Origin of the sequence: Exiguobacterium sp. UBA6282 (genome assembly GCF_002440475.1) — a bacterium.
Lineage (GTDB): Bacteria > Bacillota > Bacilli > Exiguobacteriales > Exiguobacteriaceae > Exiguobacterium_A.
In genome coordinates this window covers 21,849-45,123 of record NZ_DJUM01000021.1, presented here as the reverse complement: position 1 = coordinate 45,123, position 23,275 = coordinate 21,849, and the positions used below count along the sequence as shown (strand labels likewise).

The following is a 23,275-nucleotide window of genomic DNA, read 5'->3' as shown; positions in this document are numbered from 1 at the left end:
AAGAGTCAGCTTGCCGTCTTGAAGGTAACTGGTTGGCGGAACGGTCAGATCCGGACGCTCGTCTTAAGTGAAGGATTAATGACGGGACTGTTCGCTGGAATCATTGGCTTACTGATCGCTCTTGCGATGATCGGCTTCGTCTATAACCAGTTCCCAACAGGTGAGCTCGGCTTTTTGAGTATTATGTTGTTGATTCCTGCCATCACGGGAGTTCTCGGTGCCCTCTTACCCGCTCAACGCGCCGTCAGCATTACACCAAATGCTGCGATTGGAAGTGTCGCAACGAATACGAAAGCGACGGAACGACGTTTCCGACTGGCCTTATCCGCAGTTGGTGGTGCCCTTGTCGTTGGTGTCGCTTCCCTATTCTTCTTTGCTACGACAGAAGAAGGACCTGCGTCCACGAAACCGGTACAAACAGCTGCACCAACGGTCAAGACGACAGGAACGAAATTGGCAGATGTAAAAGACAAGAAAAAGAAAGCGTCCTCTACGAAAAAAGTCAATTCGAGCAAGCTCGATCAACTAATGAATCGTGGAGTCGTTCAAACCTATCCGGGAGATCCTAAAACAAAAAGCAATATTTTCCATGTTGATAAAATTCTCCTATCACCTCCAAAGGAGTTGAAATTACCAACTCTTGATGATGAACAATATGTTACCGTTCCCGTCATCCTTGAGAACTACAAGGATAAAGACGCAGATGGCGGATATGGTATTTATAAGCCAAATCTATTTACGTTAGAGGATACAAGCGGTAATGTATACGAAGCTGTCGATTATGAGAACCGGAACCCAGACGCTTGGAAGGACGGCTATCGCTATTTCCCACCTTTCGTTTCTCGCGTCGATCTTGTTTTCCGTGTTCCAAGTGATAAAAATACGTATGTGCTTCTCGCGACAAGCGAAGCCATTGCGAAACCGACGACCGTCAAAATTGAAGTCGATGCTGTGAATGCTACTTCAACCACCGTGAAGACCGGACAAAAGAACAAGTCAAAGAAAACGAATACAGACGCCATCGAAGAACTGATGAATAAAGGTGGTCTTCAGACATATGCTGGTGATAAAAATTTAATGAAAGAACGTGGGTTCATGGTCAGTTCGGCGAAACGTGTTCCACTTAAGAATCTTCCGAAAGATAAACAAGCCGTATCTGTCAGACTTGAGATGCAGGTAAAGGGTGAAGATTCAGCTGACTCTTATATCGACTATAAACCCTCTTCTTTCCCATTGATTGATCGTCACAAGAAAAGCTACACGCCTGAAGAAACGATCAATCTGAACAAAAAAGCCTATTCAGAAAGCTTAGGTTATTACGCTCCGTTACACTCAAAAATTGATGTCATCTACATCGTACCTAAAACTGAAAATACCTTCGTCATGAACGTAAAAACAGGATTCACTGGTTTTCTCTACACCGTTAAAATCAAATTATGATTACTACTTAATCACTGGCTGTCATATGACGGTCAGTGATTTTTCTATTTATACCGAAATTAATTTCTTAACGTTCTACTTTTGGTAAGATGAAATACAGGAAAAGAATTGGAAGTAAACTACTTAAACGAGGACCTGCTATGACCTATTTCATGTATCTGTTTTGTTTGATCGTCTGGGGACTGAACTTCATTGCTGTCAAAATCCAAGGAACACCTGTCGCCTTGGAAGTATCCTTGACCTATCGATTAGCGATGACCGCTGTTATTTTCATCCTATTCGCGTTATTCGTTAAACGAACGAACAAACCTAGTCTTCTTTGACTCGGATTTCCTTTTGTATGTGTCGACTGATGTAGTGGATGTCATCGGAACAGACGTGAATGCGATTAAGACACTCAAGGAAACATACGCGTACATTTACGATAGCCTTCACAACAAGTACGTAAAGTAATATTCATAATAAACCTAGATATGTAAACATAAGTATTAATAATTAATTTTTTTGATTATTAAGGTTCATATATTGAATAAATGGAATACTTATTTATGTTTTTAGCAGGAACTATCATCTATCCGGTATTTGAAAGATAATTAGGGTATTATATAACTAATACAAGTATTTTATTTACCACTTTACAACATCAGTGATGCCTCGTTCACCTAAGAGAGGAAAGGAACCTTCCCATGATTTTCATTACGGACTTTTCTTCACCGATCGGGCAGCTCGTCAGCCAACGTATGCGCACGGAAGAACAGCCTTTTTGCATTGGGGTATCCGATCCACAAGCCGCTTCCGAATTATATGGAGAGCATTTTGACTTTCGTCGATTCGATGTCCAGGATGCCTCGACGTTCGTAGAAGCACTCGCAGGTTGCGATCAAATCTTTCTCGAATTTCCTGCAAACGCGAGCTTGGAGACATTCGAATATTTTATTCATTATCTCAGACAGACTGCCCTGCAACACATCGTCTACCTCTCAGCCAAAGACGCACTATCCCTCCCATTCACGCCACATCATCGTATTGAAGTCGTCATTCGCCAAACCGACATTCCCTACACGACCATTCGTCCTAGCTACTACATGCAGCATTTAAACATGTTCATGCGAGATATGTTACGAGATCATGCACACCTCTTTGCACCGGCAGGAATTGGTAAGACGTGCATGATTGATGCCCGTGACGTAGCGACCGTCGTGATGACGTGTCTTGAAAACCCAGCCACTCACTTCAATAAAATCTATACGATCAGCGGTGAAGCGGCTTACAATTTTTACGAAGTCGCCCGGCTTCTCGGAGAAGAACTTGAAACAGAGATCATGTATACGAACCCGTCGATTGATTTTTTCCGGTCCTTTATGATGCAACATGGATTGTCTTACGAAGAAACCAATGAAATCATCAAACTTCATGTGCCGATCTTATTAGGTCTAGCGGATGAGACGGATAACCACTTTCTAGAACTAATTGGTGAACGACCGATCACCCTTCGGCAATATATAAAAGACCACCTATCCGATTGGGTAAATGAAGAGGAGGGCAAAGCATATGATTACTCATGAACGAGCACTGTTCGTTCGTCAATGCATCGTCGATTATTATCACCGGCTCGGCATTCATTGTCAGGTGACGATATTCACAGAGTACCCATTGCAATTGTTGCTCGACTTCGATTCTCGAAGAGATGAACTGATTACGCCTCAACGGCGAAGCCTCTCCTGTCGGTACATTCGCGCCCACCTCATTTCTGCTTTGATCACATTCGATGATTCCTACACGCATGTTTACATGACGAAAGCGCCCTTTTCCTCCATGACGCGATATTGTCTCTTGATTGTCTGATATCATCGTCAGTCAAAAATGAAAGGAGATGCGGTCGTGCGGTTGAAACGTGCTACAGAACATGGCTTACTGACATTACTTTTTTTGGCACACACCTCAAAATCGATGACACGAAGAGGAGAATACGTAAAGACGAGAGACATTTCGCTTCAATGTAACATCTCGTACGAGCATCTCACGAAAATCATTTCAATTTTAGGAAGAGCAGGTCTTTTACGAACCCATGCTGGACGAGAAGGCGGTGTTCAACTCCTCCCATTGAGTCATACTGTCCGGGTCGGAGATGTCGTCGCGTTATTCGAACGTCCGCTTTTTCCGGGAACGCGTTATCAGGTATGTGCGTTAGATCAACTATTAGATGTTGCACTGATTTCATTCTTTAATACGCTCAATCAAGTTACGATAAAGCAATTAGCGGATGATTTACCACCTCACTTTTTCTTAGACATATCATGATTTACTTCTCATCAAACAGCAGTTCAGTCAAGTGTACAGGAAGGACGTTACACATGACGATTTTAGTAACAGGATTCACAGGAAACGTTGGACTAGCCGTCGGTCATGCAATGATGAAGCGACATATTCCCTTTCATGCGGCTGTCATCGACCCAGCAGCTGCTTCAGAGAAATTCGGCAATGCTTTTCACTATCGTCACCTGGACTACGCCGATATCTCAACGTTTTCACAAGCGTTAAAAGGCGTCGATCAACTCTTTTTGATGTATCCGTCCCAAGTATCAACACGACAGTTCCATCTCTTTCTGCGCTATTTGCGCTTCACCTCAGTCCGGCACATTGTTTATCTCTCGTTCAAGGATGTTCCAGTCTTTCCGCTGACACCTCACCATACGATCGAAAAGATCATTCAAGAGACCGGTATCCCGTTTACGATCATCCGTCCCGGATACTACATGCAAAATTTGAATCTCTTCATGCGTGATGACATCCGTTTTCACGAGCAGATCGTTACGCCCGCTGGTCTTGGGAAGACAAGCATGATCGACATCCGGGATATCGCGACGTTCGTCATCCGTTGCCTCGAACATCCTGCCCCCCATTTCAATCGTGTCTATACGTTGCATGGCGAGGAAGTTTTCGGCTTCCATGAAATCGCAAGTCTGATGACGCTACTCTTAGGAAAGACGATCCGTTACACGAACCCTTCGATTCCATTCTTCCAAATGAAGATGGTTCAAAAAGGATATCCGAAAAGCTACGTCAATGAAGTCATCATGTTACACCTCCCGATTAGTCTTGGACTCACGAAACGAACGAACCGTCAGTTCCGCGAGGTGACTGGTACTGAGCCGATTCCCCTAAGTCAATATATTCTCGATTATCAAGCCCACTGGGAGAAGCATTGATTCCTCTATTCTTCGTAAAAGGAAAATGACTTCCTCAAAACCTAGTCGTCTCAAAGAGACACGTGTGCCTCATTCATAATCCTTTCATCCATTTGAAGGGATTTGATAGTTTATTGTGGAAAATGATTCTATATGAAGATTCTTTTGCATGATATATGACTTGATTGATTTTAATTTCCGATTTAACACTATTAATTATTCAATAAAGGAGGAGCTGGTATCCTTAAATTCATTTTGATTGGCTCACTACTTGNNCCAAACGTCGAAGTAAACGGTAAAGCGATTCCAACTGTCCAAGGTTCTTATTGCTGGTCCAGTTTGTTCAGTGCTCAATGTGCGGACATGATCTATGTGGATGCTTTACACATGACTGAAAAAAGTAAACCCGTCATCGTCTCACCCTCTGACAAAATTCATCTCTCGTTTGATCGTAAACCCGATTCGCTCGAAGTCGTACGCTGGGATTCGAAAACGAAAAGTGAACAGGTTTCATTAAAAAACGACATTCTTATCGCACCTTCTTCTCAAGGTACGTATACCTATGAGGTCGTTGCCGGATGGAACGAACATGGTGACGGTCTATCCGCCTTTTTGATTCAGGTCCGATGAACCCCTCACTCAAACAGGAGATGAATAATAATGCGTAAAGGTTTTCGACTCTGGCTACCCTTGCTCTCACTTGTTGTCTGTCTGTTCAATGCCTTCGGCTACGACGACAAAAATATCTTGTTGTTTCTGACGAGCCCTGTTTTCTGGCTTCTTGAATCACGATCCTTTCTTGGAACATGGCTAGATTCCTTCCATGTCCCACTGTTCCTGATCTACATCCTGACCTTGATCAGTTGGTTCTTGATCGGCTTACTGATTGATGTCATTCTTTCTGTTTTGTTTAGAAGATCGTCTAGACGCATCCATGATTAACTGAGGAGGAAAATACATATGGGTCCAACCAATGACATGTGGGTGTGGGTACTTTCCTACGCATTCTTTTTCATCACGCTTATCAGTGCAATCTTCGTCGCGATCAAGCATCCAGCCTTGAGAAAAGCGTCGATCCGAGCGGTGGTAGCGATGCTTTTCCTGTATGCACTATTCATTTGGAACTCTTTGTACCGTCTTGACATTACAGAATTCAGACATTTTTACGAAGGATTGACGACACTGCGACCGTGGGCATGGATGTGTATCTTCTTATTCGCCTACACATTAAAGTGGTGGTATCTCGTATTTCTTTACACCCGTCGTTCGAGTCCTTCTTCACATGAGGTACAGCAATGAACTACATTTTCAAAAATCTTCGAAGGAGCTATCCGATATGAAATTACATCGATTCGCATCCGTCTTTTTCCTCTCGACCATCGTTTGGACGACAGCGGGTTGTACCATGATGGAAGAACAAGCGACACCGCGTGTAGCACAAAAAAATATCGCGTCACCTGAACAAGTAAACACTTCCTTGAAGAAAGCAACGACCGACTCCAATAACCAACAAGCAATCGAATTAGAAAAGCAAACGAAGCGCGTCACGTTAGGTCAAACGAAAACGTACGACCTTTCTTCATTACTGAGCAAACACCGTGTCTCGATCGATCCACAGTATTTCTACCAAAACCAGATCTTCTACTTTGACCTACAAGAAAACAAGAGTGTCATCTATACATACGATACGAAACGACAGCATAACAAAATTGTTCATGCGACGAAGAATGCAATCCCGATGATGACGGGTACAGGTGAATTTTTACTATGGGTCGAAACGGAACAGCCGACAAAGACCGGTGTGAAATGGTCGATTCGTCAACTAAGAATTACAACGAATCAGGTGACAACGCTGGATACTGGCGAAAGTCGCTTCGATACATCTCCTCCGAGAATCGATGTCACGTCAACTCGGGTTTCCTGGATCACGCAAGAAGCGACTGCACAAAAAACGGTTTCCACGTTAAAGTCGTATTCGTTAAAAACCGGAAAGATCACACCACTCCAGTCCTTCATCTTAAAAACAGGAAAGGTACAAGACGGTCTATTCACATACGAGCACCGCGATAGCGATGACGGCGTGACCTTATACACGTCTCACTTTAACAACGGAAAGAACGTCCGTGTGCTTGAAACGCTGGATGGTGCCTACAAAAAAGAGATGTCCGGATTAATTGATTTCAGTCGTAGTGGCACCTATTTCGCTCTCGGCACAGAAGGCGACGCCATATTCCAACCCATCGGATTAGACGAAAAGACGCTGAACTATTCTGCTTCCAGTGCCCAGACGTTGATTAACGGCATTCAATTCCTTTCGAACACACAAATCGTCTTCCGAGAAGGCATCAATCAGTTGATATATGCGGACTTAAAAGCGAAGACCGTCGCTCCTCTGACGGACTTTGAAGAGCTGGTATCGTTTCCTCTACTGCAAGATGGGAAACTCACTTACTCCATCACGAACGGAAAAAAATCCACCTTGCATGTCGTAAAGCTTCTCCCGTCTAACTAAACGATCATGATCTTAATCTAACAAAAGAAAGTCGTTTTCCGTTACTCGATACGGATGACGACTTTTTTTCTTACATGCTGTTTTGTATTCTTAAGAAGGACAGAAGTTCACAGGTTCTTTCGTAACGCTTCTACATCAGCTATTGTGGCAGCAGAGTGAAACTGAAGCCTAAGACAAACATATATCAATCGATCCGTGAGGAGAATGAATATGAACATCCGACAATTATCCGTCCATGAAAATCCACCGATGGACCTCTTGCTAGCAGCGGACCCGTCTCAAAAGTTAGTCGAAAGCTATGCAAAAAGAGGTCATTGTTTCGTCGCTGAAAGGAATGACCAATGGATTGGTGTATATGTACTTCTCCCGACAAGACCTCAAACGATAGAAATCGTAAATATCGCAGTAGATGAGTCGCATCAAGGACAAGGTATCGGAAAAAATCTTTTACGACATGCGATTCGCACAGCGAAAACACTGGGGTATACGACCGTTGAAATCGGGACGGGCAATTCAAGCATTGGACAGCTAGCACTTTACCAAAAATGTGGATTCAGAATCGTTGGAGTCGATTTAAACTTCTTCTTGAGACACTATGAAGAGGTGATCATCGAAAACGGGATCCGGTGCACGGATATGATTCGGTTATCGCAAGATATATAAGAATTTCAGCATTCTTTTCGAAAAGTAGATTCCGCTATCTCACAGTGAAACTCGAACGATTATGAATGAGACATCATGAGGCTATTAACGTTATATAGGATTGCAAAAAATGGATTCATCCCCCATAATATGAACATACGTTCTTATTATAAGGAGGTCCATCATGCAGCACCTTCAAAAAGAAATCACTCATCCGGTGTCGTTATCTACTATGAATCCGCTTATTTGCCTCTCCATCGATTCATCCGTTATTCTTCACAATGATTCTTCCATTTCGGCGACTTATAAAATGGAAGTCATGTTATTCATTGCTTTACGGGAGAGACTATCCTTAAAACTGCTTCTTCCCCATCACTCCGGTGACGCTGCAGAACTTGTCTACATTGAAGAAGTCGACTTCGAGAGTCAACAGTTGACGCTCTTTCATATGAACGATTCGTCATTGTCTTATCATCGCTACGTCGAAAACGACGACTTCCTCTCCCAACAGCCTCAACTATTACTCAGCTTGGTGTAATGTGTCATCCGTCATAAAGAAAAATGATTCAACATTCGTTGTTTCACTCCATTCTGCATCTGGTGTCAAAAATCGCGACGCTTTAAAAGTCTGTAATCAATGAATACCGTTTTTTTGACCAATCCGAAATTAAAGCAGAAGCCTTCCCGATACAATCGAGAAGGCTTCTTTACATGACATCATGTATGGTAGACGTTGTCAGTTTTTTTACGTTTTCTTAGTAATTTCCAAACTTACTTTCGAGCACTGAATGCTCAAAATCAGTTACGTCCAACCCACTAAATCAACTTAATTCTTCTGCAATTAAAACGACGACGTTACCGAATTTTCGCCCGGTGTCGACATAACGGTGCGCTTCGACGATTTCATCAAGTGAACAGATATGGTCGTGACGGCTCTAAATCGTCCCGCTTCAAACAGTTTATTCAAATAGTGTATATCTTCTTTCCGTTCTCTCGCCACACCTTACCCCGCGACGGATGCAAAGACTCGTTTTGTTTGACGTGCCGTTTCTCTTTCGTCTTATTAATCTTTCCAGACGCATCGAAGACGGCATCGTACTCCAGCAACAATCCATCGTAGCCGTCCCTTGTATAATCGATGACGTGATCGGCACCGAGCGCTTTGACCCGCTCCGCATTTTGTCCATTACAGACAGCCGTCACCTGAAGCCCTTTTGCTTTTGCGATTCGAACAGCAGCCGTTCCGGCAGCGCACGATGCAACGTAAATTAAGATTGGAGTGGACGACAGATGCATACACTTTGATGAGTACTACAGTTGATTTCGGAGCCAAACGAGGTATCACTCTAATATGCAAGACATCCAGTGGTTCGTAGCAGGTACAGATGGCTAGCTTTATCGTAATTCCTCCTCTGATCGAGATGAGGGTATTTTATCAATCATACGTAGTTTATGCCTGAATTCCTTTCATTTCAAAGCAAGAAAGATTTTTCTGATTTACATCAATCGGTGTCTCAACTGGTAAAATTTATATAATAATACGATTTCATCTAACCCTATTAACTGACGAAAGTAGGTGCCTGGTTCATGCCGACGCGTCGTAGGCTATTTGCTTTTATTCTATTCCTTTGTATGCCGCTTGGTTCCTGTACACACGAGAACGATGCACGTGTCGTCGAAGAGATTACAGGGGACACGTTATTCGTCGCTCCGAGTGAACAAAAACCGGACGAACAGTATGCTTTGACAAAGATTCGCGTCACAACGGATACGATCGTGTATGGCAAAACAGATAACACGGCTGACATTCAGACGGGTGACACGATTCAAGTGACGTTTGCAAAGGACTCGGCTGTCGCGATTGAAATCCGTCGAGCAGACAACTGAATCAGAAGGGATTGTCCACAATGCTCCAAATACTTCGCCATCTACGCAATATTTTCATGCTTGCCACTGCGATTTTTGGTTCATCCTATTTTTTTCAAAAGAATATCGGAAATGATCTCATTGGTTTCTTGTACATCGGAATACTAGGTGCGATGGGTCTTTGCATTACCACAGGACTACTCTGGTATCTCAAACGAAAAGAATCGCACGGTTTTTAATAAGCTCATCAAAGGAGACACAATTATGATGATACGTCCGAAAAAGTCACACCGTGTTCAGTTGAAAGTACTCTTCGCGCTTCTGTTCACACTTTCGATGATTGGTGCTGTTTTCGCACCTCATTCTGTCGACGCAGCGACAAAGGAGTATGCGTCTTACAAGAAGCTAAAACTCGGCATGACCGCGACAAATGTTGCAAAATCGCTCTACGGAAAATCGTATAGGAAATACATAAAGAAAGAGCATGGCGTCACAACACTCAAACAAAAAGCTGCATTACGAGAAATTGAAGATGACTATGCTTTGTACGCTTTTGCCTTTTATCCCTATGAAGTAACAGACGATCATTGGTTTAAGCAAAGAATGCATCTGATTTTCAAGACGAAACAAAACGGTCACACCTTATACCTTGCAGAGAAGGAATACATCCCTAAAACACCGGCAAAGAAACGACTCTTACCTGGAAAGAAGATCAAGCCCGGCATGACGCTAGCTGACGTCGATCGTGTTCTTTCAGGTATAGGACTTGGTGTCATGACGCTTCATCATACAGAAGATTACTCTACGATTGGAGAAGTCTATGCTGAAGGCACAGTCGTGTACCGAGAAAAACAGGGGACGCTTCTCTACTCGTATCGAAATCCAACGGGTGATGCATTAATGATCGTTGCATTTAAATATGATTTCGATCAAAAGAGGTATATCGCTCAAAAATAACGCCGGACACCAAATTTATCTTCGCTAGAATCTTTTCCATGTAAATAACCCCTCATTCCGCTCGAGGAATGAGGGGTTATTTACATGGAAATGCACAAATATTACAGAGCGTCATTTCTGCGCTGTTCTTTTCTAATCATTCTTAAGCAGGATAACAGGATCATCTGGCCGTCTGTTGTCACCGGGAAAAAATTAAATACATTTGATAAACATAAAATTTTAACTAAAACCCATCCACCGCCATCTCCTTCTATCCAAATACCGAACGAAAATAAAATCGCTGGTGCAGAAGCAGCAATGATTAAATTTTGCCAGTCATTCTGATTATTCTCATAGCGGACGATTGGCGTTAAAAATCGATCGAGTTTCACTGTCGGTCGCCGTCGAAACACCCATGCGAACAATAAATGGATCATTTCGTGTATCGCTACGACAATGAAAATCAGAAGAATATAGCTGATAAGATGCAGAACTGTCTCAGCTGTCATGACGCGCTAACGTTCGCCGCTTCTGTAAGAAGACACCAAACAATGTGAATAAAACGATAAATACCAAATAGAGAACAAGCGCTTGAAGTGTCAACGCGAAGTGTGTATTCAATTCTTCTTTTGTCATTACCGTTGTAATTTTTAATCCTGTCATCGTCGTCACGACACTCGTTTCATTGATTTGAAACAATTCATAAATATAATCGACTAAAAAAATAATTGTCCACAAAACAGTACCAACACCAATTAATTTCGTGATTTTCATTTTGCCACCTCGTATTCTTTCTTTAAAATGAGATATAAAACACCAAGTAAGATCGCTAATGTCGGATACAATGCCCCATCGATACTGACGAGGACAGACAGTAAGACAATTAAAATGATCGTCAACACGGATGCAATCGTCTCATTGATATTACTTTGAGATTTCGGAAATAAAAATCCTGCAATTGTAGCCGCGAAAAAGATATTGATTCCATACATATATGGATTCAAACTGTTTGTCTCAATGATACCGACATATAGTGCCGGTGCCATCAAAATGATGGCGACAGCAAGGAGTGACATGAGTTCCATCAAGGGATGGATCCGGTACAGTCCGTACAACTTTCTAACTGCTAATGTTGCGTCTGCATATGTAATCGTCACTACTCCAAGTATCGGCAATAAGAACAACCAGAGTTGAAAAGTTCCCCCCCATCCGACTTGGTACCATGCTCCGATTGACATCACACCAAGTAATGCCCAAAAGTACAGAAAGTTTTTACTTCGGATGATTGCAGGCATAGTAGTCGCTAAACCAATATTGAAAGCAGGCAATCCTAACTTGAAGTAATTCTGCCGGACATACAAATGGTTTCGAGCAAAGAAAACTGCATGAAGAGTATAGGCAATCGTGCCAACGACAAGACTCGTCATCAACATAACTAGCGTGATCGTTAAAATCGAATACGGTAACGTACTAACCCATACATCAACCTGAAATCGTGTTTTTAATAAATGAAGTGTCACGAGACCCACTAATACTAGATCAAGAATGAAACTGAAAATAGTACGCTTCATACCTGATAAACGATGCAATACTGCTGCATGGAGACAATCCAATAACCAAAAGCTACTGATGAATACAGTATGAAGTGTTATTAAAACAAGCAGTGCCGTTCCCAAGCGCATAGGAATTAGTTTCAGTGCTGGTGCAACAATGATCATCAGTAATTCGAAAAAGACTAGGGCAACAGAGAGTTTAAATAATCGCTGGCTGATATTGACTTCTCTTTCTGAGAATGGAAGTGTCTTCGCAAAAAATAAAGAGTTCCGATTCAATGAGACGGTTCCATTAATTAAAACGAACATAAAGGTACCTAAAATAAAGATGACATTAAAATAACTGCTGAGCGTCATCTTCCCTGCCAGCAATCGTGTTGTCTCATCTGCTTCCACTGCATTATTCGATAGGGTGGAGAGCTGAACCATGTTCAGATAAAAGTATCCAAGATAGAGACCCATTAGAAGAATACCTAACACGTACCGATTCATCCGACTTTTAAAAAAAGGACGATTGAAAAGTCCATGAAACGTATCATTAAAGAAGAATTTCAGTAGACATAAAATGTTTGCTGACGATGTCGAGCTTTTCACGTAAGACCTCCTCTTGTTTAATAACATCCGTCAATTCCTCTGGAGTTCCTTCAAAATTGACAAGTGAACCTTGTCTCATAAGTCGTATATCTTCGGGAAAACGATCAATCGTATTTCGTTCATGAGAGACGATAATCACTTTTTTCGTCGTGCTGACTGTTGCAAACAGTTCCTGAACGAGCAAAGACGTATCAAAATCAAGTCCGCCGAAAATTTCATCAGCAATTATATAGTCAGTATTGGCAGCAATGGCTGCGACAATTTGAATTTTTTTCTTCATACCAAAGGAATACGACTCAATGGTTTTATTTTGACCGTCCGCCAAATCGAGTAAGTCCATTAAAAGAGGAGCTTTATCCTCTTCACTTGTCTCATATCGACTTAAAACGAACTGTACATATTCCTTACCAGTCATGTAGCCTGGTAAATAAAAGTCAGAAGGAAGATAGAAAAATTTAGATTTGTATGCCTGACTACCAGGTGTAATACCATCAATTCGAATGCCGCCACCGTCAGCTTCTAGCAAATTCGTCAACATATTCAATAGTGTCGTCTTTCCACTGCCATTTGTTCCAACTATGACAGAGACACCCGTTGAAGAAAATGATGCTGATAACGCATCGATAACGCGATTCTTTTTAAATGATTTTGTCAAATCATCGATTTCAATCATGTTTCTACCTCCTGAAAGAAGCGGGAGCTCTACGAGCCCCCGCCAGTTAAGTACGTTACGAGGCTTTACAGCCAATTCCCATTTGCCAGAACTTTGGCCAGTTTAATTTCACGTTTCCATTAAAGCTGTAACCTCGACTTGTGCAATAGAACGCATATGCAAATACTCCTACTAAAATGACAAGAGCGAAAACCATCCAGAACCATTTGTTTTCGATCATGTTGAAGAACTTTTCTTCCAAAGATAATTGATACGACACGAACATAGCAGACATCCGAACTCCTCCTTTCTCTGTCAAGATAGAAAGTCATTCACTCTGATGAAACATGGCATTAGTTCTTGAAAGAGAAAATTAAAACTTTCTTCCACTTGATCGTAACAAATATTCCAAAATCAGGAACCCGCCCTATAGACTCAAATCAATCATGTTGTATTCATGACTTTCTTATCAAGGGATTTCTCAATACTAGTACTTTATTGACTTGTTTTATTGATATCTGATAAAAACCGCCCAAAAAATTTAAGGATTTTTCACAGTTGATGGAGTAAATATAATAAAAGATTTTTCTAATGATCACTTACTGTACAACTTATTTATTTCCAGACAATTTGAGCGCAAAAAAAGGATCGACCATAATGTCGAACCTTTTTTCTGGCGATTAAGACGAAACAACCTCTCCGCCTGTCAAATTGATATGTCCTTCACCCCATGCACACATCGCGTCAAGAATCGGCTTCAGCGACCAGCCGTACTCGGATAACGAGTAGACGACTTTTGGTGGGACTTGTTCAAAGACCGTCCGGATGATGACACCGTCTTCTTCTAACTCCCGTAATTGTTGCGTCAGCATCTTTTGCGTGATCGTCGGCATCAGCTTACGAAGCTCATTCGTCCGGCGCTCGCCTTTGATTAAATGACACATGATGACGACCTTCCACTTTCCACCGATGACTTCTAGTGTTGCTTCGACCGGGATATTGTATGGCATGTGCGATCCATCCTTTCGAGATTCCGTTGAGAACATAGGCACTTTTTAGTGCCTATCGTACTTGAAAGTGCGTACTTCCCAAGCGGATTGGCTGGCTATATGATAGCAATTGTCAACGGAAAGTACAATCTCCTTTTAGACCTTGCATCCAAAAGAACGAGTAGGGTACTTTTTAGTGCCTATCGCACTTTAAAGTACGTACTTTCCGAAAGGAACAACCCCCGTTATGCTGGGGTCATGTCAAGCGGATCATGTTTAGTCGGGCCCACCGGACACGATCCCTACTGAAATCATTTTAGGAGGAATCCCCATGAATCAATTAAATCAACAGGTACAGGAGGAACAGGCTCCAAGTAACGGCGGACTTGCCCTACTTGCCTTAGCAATCAGCGCCTTTGGGATCGGTACGACGGAATTCGTTCCTGTCGGACTGCTCGCAGCGATTGCTCGTGACTTAAATATCGGTATCACACTCGCTGGTCTCATCATCTCTGGTTACGCAATCGGTGTCGCCGTCGGAGCACCGATTTTGACGGCACTAACGAACCGGATGAACCGGAAAACGTTACTGATGGCGTTGATGGTCGTCTTCATCGCCGGTAACCTGATCTCCGCCATCTCACCGACATTTGAATTGTTGATCGTCGCCCGTTTCATCACGGCGTTCTCGCACGGTGTCTTCTTCTCGATTGGTGCGACGATTGCTGTCCAGCTCGTACCGGAGCATAAAAAAGCAAGTGCCATCGCCTTGATGTTTACCGGTCTGACGGTCGCGACCGTCACGGGTGTCCCGCTTGGTACATTCATTGGTCAATCGTTCGGCTGGCGCGCGACGTTCTTCGCGGTTGCTGCACTCGGAATCATTGCGATCATCGCAAGCTTCTTCTTGATTCCAAAAGACTTGAAACAATCACCACCTGCTAAGTTCTCCGACATGTTCAAATTGTTGACGAACGGACGCTTGATGCTCGGCTTCTTGATCACTGCCCTCGGTTACGGTGGAACGTTCGTCGCCTTTACGTACTTGACACCGATCATGCAGGACGTCACGAAAATCAGTCCGAGCTTAATCAGTATCATTCTGCTCTTCTACGGAATCGCCGTCGCAATCGGGAATACGGTTGGCGGAAAACTCGCGAATGGTAACCCGATTAAAGCATTGTTCTATATGTTCATCATCCATGCCATCGTCATGATTGCCCTCTCATTCATGATTCCGTTCAAGGTCGCTGGCATCATCGGGATCATCTTAATGGGACTTCTTGCCTTCATGAACGTCCCCGGACTCCAACTCTATATCGTCCAGTTGGCTGAAAAATACGTCCCAGCAGCAGTCGATGTCGCCTCTGCCTTAAATATTGCAGCTTTCAATATCGGAATCGCACTTGGCGCAACGATCGGTGGTCTTGTCACCGATACGATCGGACTCGTCCACACGCCATGGGTCGGCGGTATCATGGTCATTCTTGCCGTCATCTTGACTGGTGTCTCACGTCGTCTCGAACGGTAGTAAAAGAAGATTTTTATGCTTAACGATCGCATGAGTGTACGATGAGCTCGGCTACAATCATCGATACTCTCGCTCTGTATGTTGAACTGCATTCTCTACCACTCACGTAATCCGCCAAAGGCACTGTTCGCATGAACAGTACCTTTGGCGGATTTTGTTCACAATTTCAAAAAAGAGCACACTTACCCCTTTACTTTTGAGTTCTTATGAACTTATAATTAACTCAAGATAACTAATCACCTTAAAGGAGGAAGCGCTGTTGACACTACTCATTGCTTTTCTAGCCATCGTTTTCATCATGCTCGCCCTTGACCTTGGAGTCTTCCATCGCAAGGCACATGAAGTTTCGCTTCGGGAGGCGTGGACATGGACGTTCGTCTGGATCGCGATCGCTGTCGCCTTCGGAGGCTGGCTCTATATTGATCAAGGTAGCGCCGCTGCTGTCGAATATACGAGTGTGTACTTCATCGAGAAGGCTCTCGCGATTGATAACGTCTTCGTCTTCTCACTCGTCTTCGCGTACTTCGCAATTCCATTGAAGTACCAGCACAAAGTCTTGTTCTGGGGTATTCTCGGTGCAATCTTCTTCCGCGTCATCTTCATCGTCGCTGGTGTCTCGCTACTTGAGAACTTCGCTTGGGTGTACTACATCTTCGGAGCGTTCCTCGTCTACACAGGTTGGATGATGTACAAGAACATCGGTCAAGAGACGTCGCTCGAAGACAACAGAACGATTCGTTGGTTAGAGAAACGTTTACCGATCACACAAGACATCTCGTCTGGTAAGTTCGCAAAACGAATTGATGGGAAGTTGTTCTTCACGCCTCTCTTGATCACCCTACTCTTCATCGAAGTATCAGATATCGTCTTCGCCGTCGACTCAGTCGCTGCAAGCTTCGCGTACTCGCGTGATCCGTTCATCATCTTCTATGCGAACATCATGGCAATCCTTGGACTTCGTAGTCTCTACTTCGTCCTCGCGAACTTGATTGATCGTTTCTACTACTTGAAACACGGTTTAAGCTTCATGCTCGTCTTCATCGGAGCGAAGATGATTTTCAGTGACGTCTACAAAATGCCAATCTGGATGTCGCTCGGTACGATCGTCCTCGTCATCCTGATCAGCGTCTTCTACAGCTTCTACAAAACGAAGCCGGGAAAATAATCTATCGTACAGCAACAGGGAGTGGATCCGTTGATCCACTCCCTGTTTATGTTAGCCGACCTGTTCAATCCGACCTTGATTGATGCGGTAGACGGAGTCGCAAAGCGCATCGATGTCTTGTTGATTATGACTCGTCAAGATGATCGTCTTCCCTTCTTTTTTGAAGGACAATAATAGTTCTCGCAGACGCAGGACACTATCGTGATCGAGCCCATTGAATGCCTCATCCAAAATCAAGATGTCCTGCTTTTCCATAATGGCTTGGGCAATCGCGAGCTTTTGTTTCATCCCGAGCGAATACTGTTTGACCTTCTGCCGATTACCGGGCTGTAAGCCGACGGTCCGCATCGCCTGTTCAATCTCGGCATCGGTGACCACTTTCCGGATTGCTGCGAGTTGTTTTAAGTTCTCAAATCCTGATTTATGGGCGATATAGCCCGGTCGATCGATGATGACACCGACGTTTTCCGGAAAGCGTCGCGTCTGACCGAGCTGTTCATTTCGAACTGTGATCGTTCCCGCGTCCGGATGAATGAAGCCGCAAATCATCTTGAACAAGACCGATTTCCCTGAACCGTTTGGTCCAGTGATGCCGACGATATCTCCTTTTTGAATCGTCAAATCGATATCTTCGAACAAGGGGTTGCCTTGATACCCTTTCGTGACCTGCTCTAGTTTAATCATTTCCACGAAACGTCCTCCTTATATACGAATGCTTTTTTGAAACAGAAAGTATAACCAGACAAGTGAAAGCCCAAGATAGATCAGCAAGACGAACAATAGATGTGTCAGACTGAACGACTGAAGCTGAGCGAATCCGTTCAGTCCGGACGGAAAGATTCCGTATTGATTGAAGTTTGGCAACAAGAGGACGGATAAGACACCAAACAACCCGAGCATCGCGTAACCGTCCGGAAATTGCCACAGTAAGATGAAGCTCAAAAGCGAATAAAGCATCAGTTGAAGCATCGAGATACCGATCAGTTGTAGAAGCAATTGCATCGACGAAATCGATAAGAGACTAGTCGAAAGTGACAACGATAACCCTTGCAATATTCCGATACCTGTTGTTCCGATGATTAGAAACGCGAGGGCAAGTAGATAGAAACGTCCTTCCCTAACGAAGACATGAAACGCCCATTTCTCGAGCCGTTGGTAACGCATCCACGTGTATGGTCCGATTGCCGTCATTTGATTTTGCAGACGCAATTGACTTAAATAAGCAAGTCCGAAAAAAAGAATCAGATACGACATGAGTTGAAGAAACGAACTGTCCATTGCATTGACACCGTAAAATGCGACGACGAAGAGATCACCGATCGTTTGTAGCTCAGTCGACGCTCGGTTACTACTGAGGAAGATATACAGACTGGCAATCATCGCATAGGTGAGATACGGTACGAACTCCTTTCGTGAAGTCAGTAGCTGACGAAGCGGTCGCATCCATTGGACCGATAGATAGATCAGCGCAATCGCAATACTGAGGACGATGAGTGCCATCCAAGGATGCATTCTATTGGATACAGCCCCGACAGAGAAATACGCGGCGGCTGAAAAGAACTCTCCTACTCCAAACGATGATTTAAAACTGAAGATACACCAAATCACTACCACTGCCGCCTGTAGCAACAAGCCCTTATGCTTTTCATGCAATAGAAACGCAAGACACATGAACCCATGTAACATAATGCTCGCAAGCAACCAAAGAATCGGTTGTAAAAAAATCACTGACAGTGGTGAGCGAAAAGTCGCGCTGAGATGATGACTTATGTTGCCACTAGTCGAGATTTGACTGTATGTACTCCATTGCAACGTAAACGATTGATCGCTGGCACTAAGAAGACTCAGTAGCAAGACGCATCCGAACAAGGGTAGGACGGCACGTAAATACCATTTTGTCGAGTAGTATAGCCAGTTCCGAAATGAGCCGACCCGAATCAAAATCGACGGTTCATATTGCTGTTCAATCATTCGAAACGAGAGGAACAAGAGTAACGGCATCAGGAAAAAGAGTAACAGGTACATATCATTTTGAATCGCAAACGTGATGTCCCACGCGTTGACGTTTCTGCCGAACTCCTGCGCCTTCGTCAATACTTCTTGCCGTCTATACCATGCGACGTAACTGATCACGAGGATGAATAAACTCTTCAGTACAATCAAAATATTCCGTGTCTTCATCATGACTGAAAGATCCACTCCGGTTTCGGTCGAATCATCGTCAGGTAGAGCGTGAAGTTAACAACGATTAAAACAGTAAACGGTACGAACACTGTCCAAAGCGGCTGCTCCGTGATGTTAAACGGAAAGACCGTACTGATAGGTGAGAATTGTGGAGCTTGCATCATACCAGCGACGAAGTTAAAGATATGGTAGGCGAAGAACGGTAATGAAATTGCGAGATAGACTTGTTCGAGCGATAAGATCAACAGGTAAGCAAGTGTCGCGTACACTGCTCCGTTGAGTCCAATCCAAGCGGCGTAAAGAACGGCATAGAGTAACGGGTGAATGTCCACCAAGAATGAAAATGCATTCGTTACGTCATGCGTCTTTTCGCTTAGCGGCGCGTAATTGACTAGACCGAAAAACGGTTCGACATAACGAATGAGGACGAACGTGACGATTGTCATTAAAAAGAACACAAATCCTGTCAGCATCACATTGACGAAACCGACCGCAAATAGATAATCCTTTAGACTGGCACGCGTTCGAACGTATGTCAGATAGTTATCCTTGTATTCAGCGATGAAGATCGGCAAGAAAATCAAGACTGCAAGTATCGGAAACAGCATCGGGATCGTTCCTGATAGCGTCTCTTCGAATACTTCTGTCGGTAGGAAGAACTGGTAACTCTTATAAATGAAACTGAACTGAAGAGTTGGTAAACCGAGGATGATCAAAAGATAGAGTACACATTGCTTCACCGTGAATGCTTGTGACCAAATCAGCTTAATTTGTTGCGACATATGACCCCTCCTATTTTCGTAATGCCCAAAACCAATAACCCAGTACATTAAAGAATACGACTGAGACGATACTTAATAGATGCAATCGTCCTGCATGATAAAGCTTGATGACGCTCCAAATGATTGATGTCACGAGATAAATCGTCAAGCCGACTAGCGCAAGCACAGCACCGAATTTCGTAACATCGAAACTTTCCGTCGTTGTCAGGTGCTGTTCGTCAATCAGATACATGCCATGCGAAGTGAACAGCTCCGGTAACCAAATCGATCGGTGAACCGTGAAGTCACGCGAGGACGAAACGTCTTGTCCGGAAATCGATATTAGTAACAGATGCTCTTCTAAAATGCGTTCGTAAGATTCAATCGAACGTTCATTGCCATAAAAGGCATCCGCATAGGCGAGCGACTGATGCTGGCTCAACATCATCGTGCCGATAAAGAACACTATCGTTGCAGCGGCGATGCTGATTCCGATGCGGAGCAACCACGAAGCGAACGTCCGCTCTTTTCGATAGACCCACGTCAAGAGCTGATCGACATGCTCCTTACTACCGTAACGATACATGGCAAGCTTCGTCGCTTCTTCTTCCGAATAACCTTGAATCATCAAGTCTCGCACCGATTGTTCAAGATGACTTCGCGTCTCTTCCATGACGTCGATGATTTCCGGATCCGTCACATCCGCATCTTGATACAAGTCATGGACAAAATGATCGAGTTTATTCAAGCGCGCCGTCTCCCTCTTCAAGAAACTTCGGGAGTAGCTGCTTTAGAAAACGCCATTCAAGTCGTTTTTTCGCAAGAAGGATTTTTCCTTCAGTCGTCAGCGCATAATATTTACGTCGTCCGCCGCCCGCTGCTTCGTCACTCCAATAGGATATGACGAATCCTTTTTTTTCAAGGCGTTTGAGTGACAAATAGAGTGTCGCCTCTTTCAGTTCGAACTGCTCGTCTGACGTTTGCCGGATCGTCTTCGCGATTTCATACCCGTATCGGTCTTGTTCGTTCAGCAACGACAAGATGATCGTGTCGACGTGCCCCTTTAATAATTCTTTATCGATTTCCATCTCGTACAACCCCTTCCTTATTCTGGATGTCTCAGTTCCTTAACGATAAACTGAATTACTCTGTAATGCAAAGTACTTTTTAAAACTTATGGGAATGAATCAACAAAAAAGCACACTCCTTTTCAAGAGCGTGCTCGGTCGGTTCAGTTCAATAAGTCGTTTACTTTCTTCGAATCTTCGATAAAAGGCTTCGTGAACGCCTTCAGTGCTTTCTCATTATCGTACGTCGTAAAGTCTTTTCCATACCAATCGCGCAGCTGTTGTTTCTTAAAGTGATACGAAGCATCCTCGATCGTCATGTTGACACGGTCGACATTCGGAATCAATGTGAACAGTGCTGTTGCATTGTAGATTGCCGTACGATTGCTTTTTTGTTCGACCTGTCCTTCTTCGTATCCAGCATAACGTAACGTTAGTTGATACGGCTTTTCTTTCGTCGCAAGTTCCATTTTCTTTAACTGATCGCCATGTGGTAACTGTTGAACGATGTCTCGTACGCTACTGTTATCTCCTAGATATGTACCTTGTTGCTTAAATAAATCGGTTTGTGTCGCTGCTGTTCCACAACCACCGAGTATTAGCATGCCGCTCGCTAAAATGATTGCACCAACTGTCTTTTTCAATTTTATTTCCCCCAATACGTTGACTCGTTCTTATCCTAATAAACGAATCAAGCAAAGAAAAGTTTCAAAATAAAGGAAATCAACGCTTTGATAAACTCGATGCCCTTTGTTTTAAGTAGAGTAGGCTGTACCCAGTACCTCCACCTGTAGCAATCAAAAGCTTTATAATTTTAAAACGAGTGAACCCTTCAATGACGTACCCTTTTATCTTTTGAGTCAAAGTTGCTTCGGGAATCCAATCGATCGTATATCCGATGCTAAAGGATAAAAGCAAACTGAGGAATAAATAAGTGATGACAAAACTAAGAATAAATCTTTTGATGATCATGTTATTCCCTCTTTTTCTAAATGTAATAAAATAACTTATTTTTATATAATAAGTAAATAAATTAAGAAATATCTAAAACAACAACCTATTTACCTATATTTTGTTAATTACTATGTTACTCTATTACTATTCGAAAAGTTCGAAAATCTAGCTGTACCTATTCACGGAGGTCTCCGATGCTACAAATGTCTAACTTACTCATTCTGCTCTTTTTATTTATCTTCCTAACATGCGGATTTGTTTTCGCTTTATTCTGGATCATCAAAAAAATCAAGTCGTAATCACAACAACCCGGCCTCTCAAAGGAGAGAAGCTGGGTTGTTGTTCGTTTCATAGAGTTGTTGGATACGATTCACGATGTCGTTCGCCGTTCCCGGTACAGGTGGCATCCAAAGTCCTGTCACTGGACCGTAGACGACGGGATTGATTGCCACCTCGTACCCACCATACGGATGTTCTTCCGCTGTCGGCAAATAACCGATGTAACCGTTCGTATAGCCTCCGAAAAAGGCGAGTTCCGTTTGACGCATCCACTTTATCTGTAGCGCTGTCTCACAGAACGGCTCCATCGGGATGCCTGAGAACGACCCTTCGTTTAGTTCAAACAATTGAACTTCGACCGGGATGGTGAGTGTTGCTCCCGATCGTTCCTGAACGTACGCCAACCATCGTGCTGCGCTGACGCCCCATGTCTGTTCAGCGTAAGTTCGCCATGTCTTGCAATACGTTCGCAGCCGGTACTTCTGTTAAGCGCATCGGATAAATCACTGACTGAATCCGGTGGTGCGTTAACGGTTGAAACGACACATCCGGAATTGTCATTAAGACGTGTCCGCTTAGAGCAAACGCCATCTTCTGTAGACTTGCTAGGTCACCACGATATTTCGCATTGATGTTCCCCGTCGCGCCTTGAACAATCACGACCGGGCAGCCGAGTGCCTGTTCGAGTAGCGTTCGAGTGACACCCGGATAATCACCGGATAAGACGACACTGTCTGATTTCAAGACGTTCGGATGCGCCGTACAAAAGACGAAAGCTCCGACGAGACCCGCATCACCGGTCCGACGAATTAACAATGTTCCAATTCGGTCATCCGCCACCCCAGACGGATCTGTTCCCATCACCGCTTGTCCATTTATTTTCTCCCGTCGGTTGACTCCGAGTTTTCCGGTCGTCACACCCCAACCCATCTCGACCAACTGCATCACTTCGCTTGCTTTGA

At 43.6% G+C, this 23,275-nt stretch carries 30 protein-coding genes and 2 pseudogenes; 16 read left to right on the top strand and 16 right to left on the bottom strand.

Going from position 1 to position 23,275, the window contains the following annotated elements; all coding sequences use genetic code 11:
- From B2751_RS06740 to B2751_RS06685, 12 genes and pseudogenes are all read left to right on the top strand, one after another.
- Positions 1 to 1,440, top strand: a 1,440-nt coding sequence (locus tag B2751_RS06740) for an ABC transporter permease (RefSeq protein WP_290773743.1), incomplete at its 5' end; no start/stop codon positions are given.
- 140 nt (positions 1,441 to 1,580) lie between these two features.
- Positions 1,581 to 1,754 (top strand): annotated as a pseudogene (locus tag B2751_RS06735) (EamA family transporter); the annotation flags it as partial.
- A gap of 372 nt (positions 1,755 to 2,126) precedes the next feature.
- The gene (locus B2751_RS06730) at positions 2,127 to 3,005 is read left to right on the top strand and encodes an NmrA family NAD(P)-binding protein (protein ID WP_290750017.1); all 879 of its coding nucleotides are present in this window, start codon (positions 2,127 to 2,129) and stop codon (positions 3,003 to 3,005) included.
- Positions 2,992 to 3,285, top strand: coding sequence for a hypothetical protein (locus tag B2751_RS06725; RefSeq protein ID WP_023468121.1), 294 nt, complete (start codon positions 2,992 to 2,994; stop codon positions 3,283 to 3,285). The genes B2751_RS06730 and B2751_RS06725 overlap by 14 nt, the downstream gene beginning before the upstream one ends.
- Before the next feature lie 36 nt (positions 3,286 to 3,321).
- Entirely contained in the window at positions 3,322 to 3,741 is a 420-nt protein-coding gene (locus tag B2751_RS06720) for an RrF2 family transcriptional regulator (protein ID WP_290750013.1), read from the top strand.
- 53 nt (positions 3,742 to 3,794) lie between these two features.
- On the top strand, positions 3,795 to 4,649 hold the full coding sequence (locus B2751_RS06715; RefSeq protein WP_290773741.1) for an NmrA family NAD(P)-binding protein: 855 nt from the start codon (positions 3,795 to 3,797) through the stop codon (positions 4,647 to 4,649).
- Positions 4,650 to 5,015: 366 nt separating this feature from the next.
- On the top strand, positions 5,016 to 5,258 hold the full coding sequence (locus B2751_RS06710) for a hypothetical protein (protein ID WP_231884680.1): 243 nt from the start codon (positions 5,016 to 5,018) through the stop codon (positions 5,256 to 5,258).
- Positions 5,259 to 5,288: 30 nt separating this feature from the next.
- A complete protein-coding gene (locus B2751_RS06705; RefSeq protein ID WP_064299968.1) occupies positions 5,289 to 5,570 on the top strand; it encodes a hypothetical protein in 282 nt (93 codons plus the stop codon).
- 18 nt (positions 5,571 to 5,588) lie between these two features.
- A complete protein-coding gene (locus B2751_RS06700; protein WP_290773738.1) occupies positions 5,589 to 5,927 on the top strand; it encodes a hypothetical protein in 339 nt (112 codons plus the stop codon).
- A 37-nt stretch (positions 5,928 to 5,964) separates the two neighbouring features.
- Positions 5,965 to 7,140 carry a hypothetical protein gene (locus B2751_RS06695; protein WP_290773736.1) on the top strand — a complete coding sequence of 392 codons (1,176 nt, stop codon included), beginning with the start codon at positions 5,965 to 5,967 and terminating at the stop codon, positions 7,138 to 7,140.
- A 210-nt stretch (positions 7,141 to 7,350) separates the two neighbouring features.
- Complete coding sequence (locus tag B2751_RS06690; protein WP_290773734.1) at positions 7,351 to 7,803, top strand: GNAT family N-acetyltransferase; 453 nt, start codon at positions 7,351 to 7,353, stop codon at positions 7,801 to 7,803.
- 163 nt (positions 7,804 to 7,966) lie between these two features.
- On the top strand, positions 7,967 to 8,320 hold the full coding sequence (locus B2751_RS06685; protein ID WP_290773731.1) for a hypothetical protein: 354 nt from the start codon (positions 7,967 to 7,969) through the stop codon (positions 8,318 to 8,320).
- 425 nt (positions 8,321 to 8,745) lie between these two features.
- Here the strand turns inward: B2751_RS06685 and B2751_RS06680 are convergent, their stop codons facing one another.
- Positions 8,746 to 9,078 (bottom strand): zinc-binding dehydrogenase, encoded by a 333-nt coding sequence (locus tag B2751_RS06680; RefSeq protein ID WP_290773729.1) that lies wholly within the window; start codon positions 9,076 to 9,078, stop codon positions 8,746 to 8,748.
- Positions 9,079 to 9,369: 291 nt separating this feature from the next.
- On the opposite strand from B2751_RS06680, the gene B2751_RS06675 reads away from it, so the two are divergent.
- Both B2751_RS06675 and B2751_RS06670 read left to right on the top strand, forming a co-directional pair.
- Positions 9,370 to 9,669, top strand: a complete 300-nt coding sequence (locus tag B2751_RS06675; protein WP_290773727.1) for a hypothetical protein — start codon at positions 9,370 to 9,372, stop codon at positions 9,667 to 9,669.
- 243 nt (positions 9,670 to 9,912) lie between these two features.
- Entirely contained in the window at positions 9,913 to 10,605 is a 693-nt protein-coding gene (locus tag B2751_RS06670; RefSeq protein ID WP_290773725.1) for a hypothetical protein, read from the top strand.
- Between the two features lie 101 nt (positions 10,606 to 10,706).
- Here B2751_RS06670 and B2751_RS06665 read toward each other — a convergent pair whose 3' ends face one another.
- The 6 genes from B2751_RS06665 to B2751_RS06640 form a co-directional block, all read right to left on the bottom strand.
- Positions 10,707 to 11,093, bottom strand: a complete 387-nt coding sequence (locus tag B2751_RS06665; protein WP_290773723.1) for a DUF3267 domain-containing protein — start codon at positions 11,091 to 11,093, stop codon at positions 10,707 to 10,709.
- Positions 11,083 to 11,358 carry a hypothetical protein gene (locus B2751_RS06660; protein ID WP_290773721.1) on the bottom strand — a complete coding sequence of 92 codons (276 nt, stop codon included), beginning with the start codon at positions 11,356 to 11,358 and terminating at the stop codon, positions 11,083 to 11,085. The genes B2751_RS06665 and B2751_RS06660 overlap by 11 nt, the downstream gene beginning before the upstream one ends.
- A complete protein-coding gene (locus B2751_RS06655) occupies positions 11,355 to 12,617 on the bottom strand; it encodes a hypothetical protein (RefSeq protein WP_290773719.1) in 1,263 nt (420 codons plus the stop codon). The genes B2751_RS06660 and B2751_RS06655 overlap by 4 nt, the downstream gene beginning before the upstream one ends.
- A 58-nt stretch (positions 12,618 to 12,675) precedes the next feature.
- Complete coding sequence (locus B2751_RS06650) at positions 12,676 to 13,404, bottom strand: ATP-binding cassette domain-containing protein (RefSeq protein WP_290773717.1); 729 nt, start codon at positions 13,402 to 13,404, stop codon at positions 12,676 to 12,678.
- 55 nt (positions 13,405 to 13,459) lie between these two features.
- Positions 13,460 to 13,678 carry a hypothetical protein gene (locus tag B2751_RS06645; RefSeq protein ID WP_035408256.1) on the bottom strand — a complete coding sequence of 73 codons (219 nt, stop codon included), beginning with the start codon at positions 13,676 to 13,678 and terminating at the stop codon, positions 13,460 to 13,462.
- Between the two features lie 385 nt (positions 13,679 to 14,063).
- Positions 14,064 to 14,393, bottom strand: coding sequence for a winged helix-turn-helix transcriptional regulator (locus B2751_RS06640; RefSeq protein ID WP_056061015.1), 330 nt, complete (start codon positions 14,391 to 14,393; stop codon positions 14,064 to 14,066).
- A 310-nt stretch (positions 14,394 to 14,703) separates the two neighbouring features.
- On the opposite strand from B2751_RS06640, the gene B2751_RS06635 reads away from it, so the two are divergent.
- Both B2751_RS06635 and B2751_RS06630 read left to right on the top strand, forming a co-directional pair.
- A complete protein-coding gene (locus B2751_RS06635; RefSeq protein ID WP_290773714.1) occupies positions 14,704 to 15,903 on the top strand; it encodes an MFS transporter in 1,200 nt (399 codons plus the stop codon).
- Between the two features lie 259 nt (positions 15,904 to 16,162).
- The gene (locus B2751_RS06630; RefSeq protein WP_056061010.1) at positions 16,163 to 17,068 is read left to right on the top strand and encodes a TerC family protein; all 906 of its coding nucleotides are present in this window, start codon (positions 16,163 to 16,165) and stop codon (positions 17,066 to 17,068) included.
- 51 nt (positions 17,069 to 17,119) lie between these two features.
- On the opposite strand, the gene B2751_RS06625 is transcribed toward B2751_RS06630, so the two are convergent.
- The 9 genes and pseudogenes from B2751_RS06625 to B2751_RS06585 form a co-directional block, all read right to left on the bottom strand.
- Positions 17,120 to 17,752 carry an ATP-binding cassette domain-containing protein gene (locus tag B2751_RS06625; protein WP_375092144.1) on the bottom strand — a complete coding sequence of 211 codons (633 nt, stop codon included), beginning with the start codon at positions 17,750 to 17,752 and terminating at the stop codon, positions 17,120 to 17,122.
- An 18-nt stretch (positions 17,753 to 17,770) separates the two neighbouring features.
- On the bottom strand, positions 17,771 to 19,252 hold the full coding sequence (locus B2751_RS06620) for a hypothetical protein (protein ID WP_290773712.1): 1,482 nt from the start codon (positions 19,250 to 19,252) through the stop codon (positions 17,771 to 17,773).
- On the bottom strand, positions 19,249 to 20,034 hold the full coding sequence (locus B2751_RS06615; RefSeq protein ID WP_290749942.1) for an ABC transporter permease: 786 nt from the start codon (positions 20,032 to 20,034) through the stop codon (positions 19,249 to 19,251). Before B2751_RS06615 ends, B2751_RS06620 begins: the two co-directional genes overlap by 4 nt.
- Before the next feature lie 10 nt (positions 20,035 to 20,044).
- Positions 20,045 to 20,761 (bottom strand): hypothetical protein, encoded by a 717-nt coding sequence (locus B2751_RS06610; RefSeq protein ID WP_290749940.1) that lies wholly within the window; start codon positions 20,759 to 20,761, stop codon positions 20,045 to 20,047.
- A complete protein-coding gene (locus tag B2751_RS06605) occupies positions 20,754 to 21,101 on the bottom strand; it encodes a PadR family transcriptional regulator (RefSeq protein ID WP_290749936.1) in 348 nt (115 codons plus the stop codon). Before B2751_RS06605 ends, B2751_RS06610 begins: the two co-directional genes overlap by 8 nt.
- 143 nt (positions 21,102 to 21,244) lie before the next feature.
- Positions 21,245 to 21,724 carry a DUF4825 domain-containing protein gene (locus B2751_RS06600; protein WP_290773710.1) on the bottom strand — a complete coding sequence of 160 codons (480 nt, stop codon included), beginning with the start codon at positions 21,722 to 21,724 and terminating at the stop codon, positions 21,245 to 21,247.
- Between the two features lie 79 nt (positions 21,725 to 21,803).
- Entirely contained in the window at positions 21,804 to 22,052 is a 249-nt protein-coding gene (locus tag B2751_RS06595; RefSeq protein WP_290749930.1) for a hypothetical protein, read from the bottom strand.
- A gap of 299 nt (positions 22,053 to 22,351) precedes the next feature.
- The gene (locus B2751_RS06590) at positions 22,352 to 22,717 is read right to left on the bottom strand and encodes a hypothetical protein (protein WP_290773708.1); all 366 of its coding nucleotides are present in this window, start codon (positions 22,715 to 22,717) and stop codon (positions 22,352 to 22,354) included.
- Between the two features lie 31 nt (positions 22,718 to 22,748).
- Positions 22,749 to 23,275 (bottom strand): annotated as a pseudogene (locus B2751_RS06585) (alkaline ceramidase); the annotation flags it as partial.

Coding starts and splice junctions, on each gene's coding strand:
- B2751_RS06730 (WP_290750017.1), top strand. CDS start 2,127: ATGATTTTCATTACGGACTTTTCTTCACCGATCGGGCAGCTCGTCAGC.
- B2751_RS06725 (WP_023468121.1), top strand. CDS start 2,992: ATGATTACTCATGAACGAGCACTGTTCGTTCGTCAATGCATCGTCGAT.
- B2751_RS06715 (WP_290773741.1), top strand. CDS start 3,795: ATGACGATTTTAGTAACAGGATTCACAGGAAACGTTGGACTAGCCGTC.
- B2751_RS06710 (WP_231884680.1), top strand. CDS start 5,016: ATGACTGAAAAAAGTAAACCCGTCATCGTCTCACCCTCTGACAAAATT.
- B2751_RS06705 (WP_064299968.1), top strand. CDS start 5,289: ATGCGTAAAGGTTTTCGACTCTGGCTACCCTTGCTCTCACTTGTTGTC.
- B2751_RS06700 (WP_290773738.1), top strand. CDS start 5,589: ATGGGTCCAACCAATGACATGTGGGTGTGGGTACTTTCCTACGCATTC.
- B2751_RS06695 (WP_290773736.1), top strand. CDS start 5,965: ATGAAATTACATCGATTCGCATCCGTCTTTTTCCTCTCGACCATCGTT.
- B2751_RS06690 (WP_290773734.1), top strand. CDS start 7,351: ATGAACATCCGACAATTATCCGTCCATGAAAATCCACCGATGGACCTC.
- B2751_RS06685 (WP_290773731.1), top strand. CDS start 7,967: ATGCAGCACCTTCAAAAAGAAATCACTCATCCGGTGTCGTTATCTACT.
- B2751_RS06680 (WP_290773729.1), bottom strand. CDS start 9,078: ATGCATCTGTCGTCCACTCCAATCTTAATTTACGTTGCATCGTGCGCT.
- B2751_RS06675 (WP_290773727.1), top strand. CDS start 9,370: ATGCCGACGCGTCGTAGGCTATTTGCTTTTATTCTATTCCTTTGTATG.
- B2751_RS06670 (WP_290773725.1), top strand. CDS start 9,913: ATGATGATACGTCCGAAAAAGTCACACCGTGTTCAGTTGAAAGTACTC.
- B2751_RS06665 (WP_290773723.1), bottom strand. CDS start 11,093: ATGACAGCTGAGACAGTTCTGCATCTTATCAGCTATATTCTTCTGATT.
- B2751_RS06660 (WP_290773721.1), bottom strand. CDS start 11,358: ATGAAAATCACGAAATTAATTGGTGTTGGTACTGTTTTGTGGACAATT.
- B2751_RS06650 (WP_290773717.1), bottom strand. CDS start 13,404: ATGATTGAAATCGATGATTTGACAAAATCATTTAAAAAGAATCGCGTT.
- B2751_RS06645 (WP_035408256.1), bottom strand. CDS start 13,678: ATGTCTGCTATGTTCGTGTCGTATCAATTATCTTTGGAAGAAAAGTTC.
- B2751_RS06640 (WP_056061015.1), bottom strand. CDS start 14,393: ATGCCATACAATATCCCGGTCGAAGCAACACTAGAAGTCATCGGTGGA.
- B2751_RS06635 (WP_290773714.1), top strand. CDS start 14,704: ATGAATCAATTAAATCAACAGGTACAGGAGGAACAGGCTCCAAGTAAC.
- B2751_RS06625 (WP_375092144.1), bottom strand. CDS start 17,752: ATGATTAAACTAGAGCAGGTCACGAAAGGGTATCAAGGCAACCCCTTG.
- B2751_RS06620 (WP_290773712.1), bottom strand. CDS start 19,252: ATGATGAAGACACGGAATATTTTGATTGTACTGAAGAGTTTATTCATC.
- B2751_RS06615 (WP_290749942.1), bottom strand. CDS start 20,034: ATGTCGCAACAAATTAAGCTGATTTGGTCACAAGCATTCACGGTGAAG.
- B2751_RS06605 (WP_290749936.1), bottom strand. CDS start 21,101: ATGGAAATCGATAAAGAATTATTAAAGGGGCACGTCGACACGATCATC.
- B2751_RS06595 (WP_290749930.1), bottom strand. CDS start 22,052: ATGATCATCAAAAGATTTATTCTTAGTTTTGTCATCACTTATTTATTC.